The organism is Mesorhizobium sp. M7D.F.Ca.US.004.03.1.1 (genome assembly GCF_003998635.1).
Taxonomy (GTDB): Bacteria; Pseudomonadota; Alphaproteobacteria; order Rhizobiales; family Rhizobiaceae; genus Mesorhizobium; species Mesorhizobium loti.
Window position 1 is genome coordinate 1 of record NZ_RZQG01000589.1, and the last position, 3820, is coordinate 3820.

The following is a 3820-nucleotide window of genomic DNA, read 5'->3' on the forward strand; positions in this document are numbered from 1 at the left end:
CGGCCTGACCGCGCTGGAACAGGGCAGATCGACAAGCGCGCATTTGCGTCTACGCTGGGATGGACTGTAGCGCCGAATCGAGAGTTGCTAGGCGGCGTTCTTCGGCGCAGGGACATGGCCTGTCCGACTTGAAGAAGAGACCATGGCACTCCACAATGTTGAAACATCCTGCCCTATGACGAGAGAGTAGTGACGAACATGATCTTTCTGCCTGATGACGATGGTGTCTTCCTCGGCCGCGCTCGATCACCGGCCGCGCCCCATCCCCTGGTGGTCACGGTCCGCGACGGCACGGTTTTCGACATCACGTCGCGTGCGGCACCGACTGTGCGTGACATCTGCGAGATGCCGGATCCTGCCGGCCATGTGCTATCCGCCAAGGGCAGACCGATCGGATCGCTCGATGACATCGCCGCCAACAGTTTTGAGGCCAAGCGCGATCCGGCAAAACCGTACCTGCTCTCCCCGGTCGACCTGCAGGCGGTCAAGGCCTCGGGCGTCACCTTCGTCGTCAGCCTGCTGGAACGGGTGATCGAGGAACAGGCGCGCGGTTCGGCTGAAAAAGCCGACGCCATCCGCGCCGACATTGCCGGACTGATCGGCCACGATCTGTCGAAGCTGAAGCCCGGTTCGCCCGAAGCAATGGAGATCAAGGCCAAGCTCATCGCGCGCGGCGCCTGGTCGCAATATCTTGAAGTGGGCATCGGCCCCGATGCCGAGATCTTCACCAAATGCCAGCCGATGGCCTCGGTCGGCTTCGGCGCCGATGTCGGCCTGCACCCGGTGTCGACCTGGAACAATCCGGAGCCCGAGATCGCCATGATCGCCGCCTCGAGCGGCAGGATCGTCGGCGCCACTATCGGCAATGACGTCAATCTGCGCGATGTCGAAGGGCGTTCGGCGCTGCTGCTCGGAAAGGCCAAGGACAACAATGCCTCGGCCGCCCTCGGCCCCTTCATCCGCCTGTTCGACGACACATTCTCGATCGATGACGTCAAGCGGGCCGTCGTGCGCCTGAAGGTCGAGGGCGAGGACGGGTTTTCGCTGGAGGGCGCAAGCTCGATGGCCGAGATCAGCCGCTCGCCGGAAGAACTGGTTGCCGCCGCCATGGGCTCGCACCACCAGTATCCGGATGGGCTGGCCCTCTATCTCGGCACCATGTTCGTGCCTTCCAAGGATCGCGGCGAGAAAGGCAAGGGCTTCACCCACAGAGTCGGCGACATCGTCACCATCTCGTCGGAAAAATTCGGTGCGCTGGTCAACCGGGTGCGGCTGTCGCCCGACTGCCCGCACTGGACCTACGGCGCCAGCCATCTGATGCGGGAGCTGGCGAAGGCCGATCTGATCTAAGCCGGCTTTCGCCCCGGATCGCCATCAACACAATTTTATGCGGAATCCGGGTGACTAAGGACGCAATCCGCTCCAAGATCGCGGCGCGGTCGGGGGGCCGTCCGTATGTCCGATTCGCCGATACTGTTGGTGCGCAACGTTGCCAGGCGCTTTGGCGGCACGGTCGTGCTCGAAGACATGAACCTTGCGGTCGAGCGCGGCTCGATCCACGCGGTGGTCGGCGAAAGCGGCGCCGGCAAATCGACGCTGATCAAGGTGCTGGCAGGCATCGTCCGGCCGGATAGCGGCACCATCGAGTTTGACGGCAAGAAGGCGACGATCAGCAGCCCCAATGCGGCGCGAAAGCTCGGCATCGGCGTCGTCCTGCAGCAGCCCGGGCTGTTTCCGGAGCGCCCGGTGCTCGCCAATCTGTTCGTCAATCGCGAACCGCTGCACAATGGACTGATCTCGCGGCGCGAAATGGAGGCGCGCAGCCGTGACCTGCTTCGCCAGCTTGGCCTCGCCGTCGATGTTCGCGCCCCGCTCGGCGATCTCGGGCCAGGTGAGCGGCAACTGATCGCGATCGCCCGCGCGCTTCTGGAAAACCCGAGACTGCTCATCCTCGACGATCCTCATTCGGCGCTCGACCGGCGCGGGACAGATCGGCTGTTCGCGGTGCTGCGAGGGCTGAAGGCCAAGGGCATGAGCATGCTCTACGCCTCGAACCGGCTGGAGGATGCGCTGGCCATTGCCGACCAACTGACGGTCATCCGTAGCGGCCGCGACGTGCTATCAAAGGCGCGGCAGGAGCTGACGACATCGGAGGAAGCGATGATCGGCCAGTTGCGCCAGTCGTTGTTTCCGCTGCCGCTCAAGGCCATGCCGACGCTTGCCGGCACGCTGCGGCCGCAGCTCGCGGTTTCGGGGCTTGGCGGCGGCAAGCTGAACGAGGTCAGTTTCACGGCGCGCGCGGGCGAGATCGTCGGCCTTGCCGGGCTTGCCGGCTCCGGCGTGTCGGACCTGCTTGCCCTCTTGTTCGGACAGCAAAAGGCGCGCGTGGGCAGAGTGCGCTTCCCGGACGGGGACGGACTACCGAAGACCCGCACGGAAGCGGCGCGGCGCAGCATCTGCATGATTTCAGGCGAGCGCGGCAACGGGCTGATGCAAGACAAGTCCATCGCCTTCAACCTGGCGAACGTCGTCGTCGGCTCACGCGACTGGGGGTCGCGCTGGTATTCACCCGTGATGGCGGTCGCGCGCGCCGCGCGGCAGATCGAGGCGCTGCGCATCAGGTCCGCTCCGGAGACGCCGGCGGGCTCGCTGTCGGCCGGCGGCCAGCAGAAAGTGATCATCGCCAAATGGCTGGAAATCGGCCCGCAAGTGGTGCTGCTCGATGAGCCGGCGCGCGGCATCGATATCGGTAGCAAGCAGGAAATCTACGCGTTGATCCGGCAGATGGCGGCCAGCGGCTGCATCGTGCTGCTGCATTCGAGGGAGTTGTCCGAGCTGACCGGCTTGAGCGATCGCATCCTTGCCTTCCACCAGGGCCGGCTCGCGGGCGAGATCGCCGGCCCCGACATGGATGGCGGGAGGCTGCTGCAGCTGATCGCGGCGGGCGCGGCAGAGGGCGAAGGCCGACAGATCAAGCTGGAGAGCGTTGCATGACCAGAACCGATACCGCACCGCCTTTGGCCGGATCGGCGAACCGTAGGCCGGGGCGCCGCATTCGGCTACCGGCTGAGACCGGTGCCGCCGTCGGGCTCGCCGCCATGCTCGGGCTGCTCGGCTGGCTCCAGCCTTCCTCCGTCGATGCAGCCAATCTGTCGTCACTGCTGGAGCAAGCCGCCCTGCCCGGCCTGCTGGCGATCGGCATGGTGTTCGTGCTCACCATGCGCGAGATCGACCTCTCGGCCGGTGCGGTGTTCCATCTCACGGCAACCTTCACAGCCCTGCTCGTGGTTGCCGGAATGAACCCCTGGCTCGCCGCCCTGGCGGGTATCGCGGCCGGCGCCGGGCTCGGCCTGATCAACGGCCTTCTGGTGATCGCGCTGCGCCTGCCAGCTCTGCTGGTGACGCTCGGCACGTGGTGGATGATCCAGGGCCTGTCACTGGTCGTCGGCAAGGGACAGACAATCGCGCCGCCGGGCGCGGATGGGAGTGTCTTGGCCACGCTGTCGGGTAAGGCGTTTGTCATTGTGCCGGTGACAGGCATCGTCTTTGTCGTGCTGGCGATGGCAATGCATGTCGTGCTTCACCGCACCCGCTTCGGCTACCGGGTCCAGGCCGTGGGCAGCAATCCGCGGGCTGCCGCCTATGCCGGCATTCCAACAGACAAGGTCAGGGTGCTGACGCTGGTGCTGATGGGTGCGATGGCTGGGCTTGCCGGCGTGATCCATCTCGGCGCCCAGGGCGCCATTGCCCCCGGCGACGGCGGCACTTTCGCACTGCTGGCGATCACGGCGGCCATCATTGGCGGCACATCGCTTTCGGG

General features: G+C 65.7%; 3 protein-coding genes. All 3 read left to right on the forward strand.

The features are described 5' to 3' along the window. Positions 1–189 precede the first annotated feature (189 nt). Positions 190–1350 (forward strand): fumarylacetoacetate hydrolase family protein, encoded by a 1161-nt coding sequence (locus EN935_RS25945; RefSeq protein ID WP_127373750.1) that lies wholly within the window; start codon positions 190–192, stop codon positions 1348–1350. 105 nt (positions 1351–1455) lie between these two features. After that, positions 1456–2994: a sugar ABC transporter ATP-binding protein gene (locus EN935_RS25950; protein WP_127264679.1), complete on the forward strand. Its 1539-nt coding sequence runs from the start codon at positions 1456–1458 to the stop codon at positions 2992–2994. Further along, positions 2991–3820 (forward strand): ABC transporter permease (locus tag EN935_RS25955; protein WP_164771339.1); only part of this gene is annotated, 830 nt, incomplete at its 3' end. The genes EN935_RS25950 and EN935_RS25955, both read left to right, overlap by 4 nt.

Coding starts and splice junctions, on each gene's coding strand:
- EN935_RS25950 (WP_127264679.1), top strand. CDS start 1,456: ATGTCCGATTCGCCGATACTGTTGGTGCGCAACGTTGCCAGGCGCTTT.